Annotated in this window: 3 protein-coding genes; all 3 read left to right on the top strand. The window is 37.4% G+C overall.

What is annotated here, in order from left to right; translation table 11 throughout:
* Nucleotides 1-120 precede the first annotated feature (120 nt).
* Nucleotides 121-597, top strand: a complete 477-nt coding sequence (locus BD31_RS02465; protein ID WP_008298057.1) for a 30S ribosomal protein S5 — start codon at nt 121-123, stop codon at nt 595-597.
* Between the two features lie 11 nt (nt 598-608).
* Nucleotides 609-779, top strand: coding sequence for a hypothetical protein (locus tag BD31_RS10630; RefSeq protein ID WP_238536041.1), 171 nt, complete (start codon nt 609-611; stop codon nt 777-779).
* A 6-nt stretch (nt 780-785) separates the two neighbouring features.
* Nucleotides 786-1251 (top strand): 50S ribosomal protein L30 (locus tag BD31_RS02470; protein ID WP_008298060.1); only part of this gene is annotated, 466 nt, incomplete at its 3' end.

The raw sequence follows: 1251 nt of genomic DNA on the forward strand, positions 1-1251 counted from the left end.
GAACATCTTACTGTTAAAAATGAAATTTCAAAAATAAAATCTTCAATTGATAGTGAGGTCAAATAGAAATGAGTCAAGCAGCACAATCTAAAAGGAGGCCAACGAGGTAGAGGTCCACCAGTGTATGGAGGAGGCCCACCAGGAGCTAAAGGCGGAGACAGACCACGTAGACCAAGAAGAGAACCAGAAGAAGAAGTATGGGTTCCAAAAACAATCTTGGGACAAAAAGTCGCATCAGGTGAAATTACATCACTAGAAGAAATTATCGAATTAGGATTAAGAATTCAAGAATCAGGAATTATCAAGAAATTACTTCCTGATTTGAAAAGTGAAGTTGTAGATGTTGGTATCATTCAAAAAATGACTTCCAATGGACAATCAACTAGATTCAAAGCAATTGTTGCTGCAGGAAATGAAAATGGCTATTTGGGAATTGGTCAAGGAAAATCAAAACAAATGAGAATTGCTATTGAAAAAGCAACAAGCCAAGCTTATCTTAATGTCAACCCAATCAAACTTGGATGTGGCAGTTGGGAATGCAGATGTGATCAGAAACATTCCGTACCATTCAAAGTTAAGGAAAAGGTGGCAGTGTAACGATTGAAATTATTCCTGCACCACGTGGATTAGGTCTAGTTGCAGGTGGTAAAATTAAACGATTATTGGAATTAGCAGGTCTCAAAGATGCATGGACTACAGCAAAAGGCTCAACTCCTACAATGAATTCCACCTCAAAAGCTATATTGGATTGTCTTAGACAGACATTTAGTCAAGGTTGATGAAAAATGGCAAATGCATATCTTGTTGTTAGAATAAAAGGTCAAGCCGATTGTCCATACTGGGCTACAACAACTATGACTCTGTTGAAATTAGATAAAAAATACCGCGCAACAATTTTGCCTGCAAAAGACAATACTTTGGGAATGCTAAGAAAAGTACAGCACTATGTTGCCTGGGTTGAGATTGATGCTTCATTGGCAACTGAACTGATTGACAAAAAAGCAAGAAAAGGTGGCTATCAAAAAATTACTGCTGAAGACCTAAAGGCACTTGGATTTGCAAGTGCTGAAGAATTAGGAAAAGCCTTGTCTGAAGGAACAGCAACACTATCAAAATTAAAACCTCTGAAACCTTGGTTTGCATTAGCACCACCAAGATTTGGATTTAAGCGAAGTACCAAGAGACTTTATGGACAAAAAGGTGTTCTTGGACAAAACAAAGAACTTGGTAATTTAGTAAGGAATATGATTT

Source organism: Candidatus Nitrosopumilus salarius BD31 (genome assembly GCF_000242875.2).
GTDB classification, from domain to species: Archaea; Thermoproteota; Nitrososphaeria; order Nitrososphaerales; family Nitrosopumilaceae; genus Nitrosopumilus; species Nitrosopumilus salarius.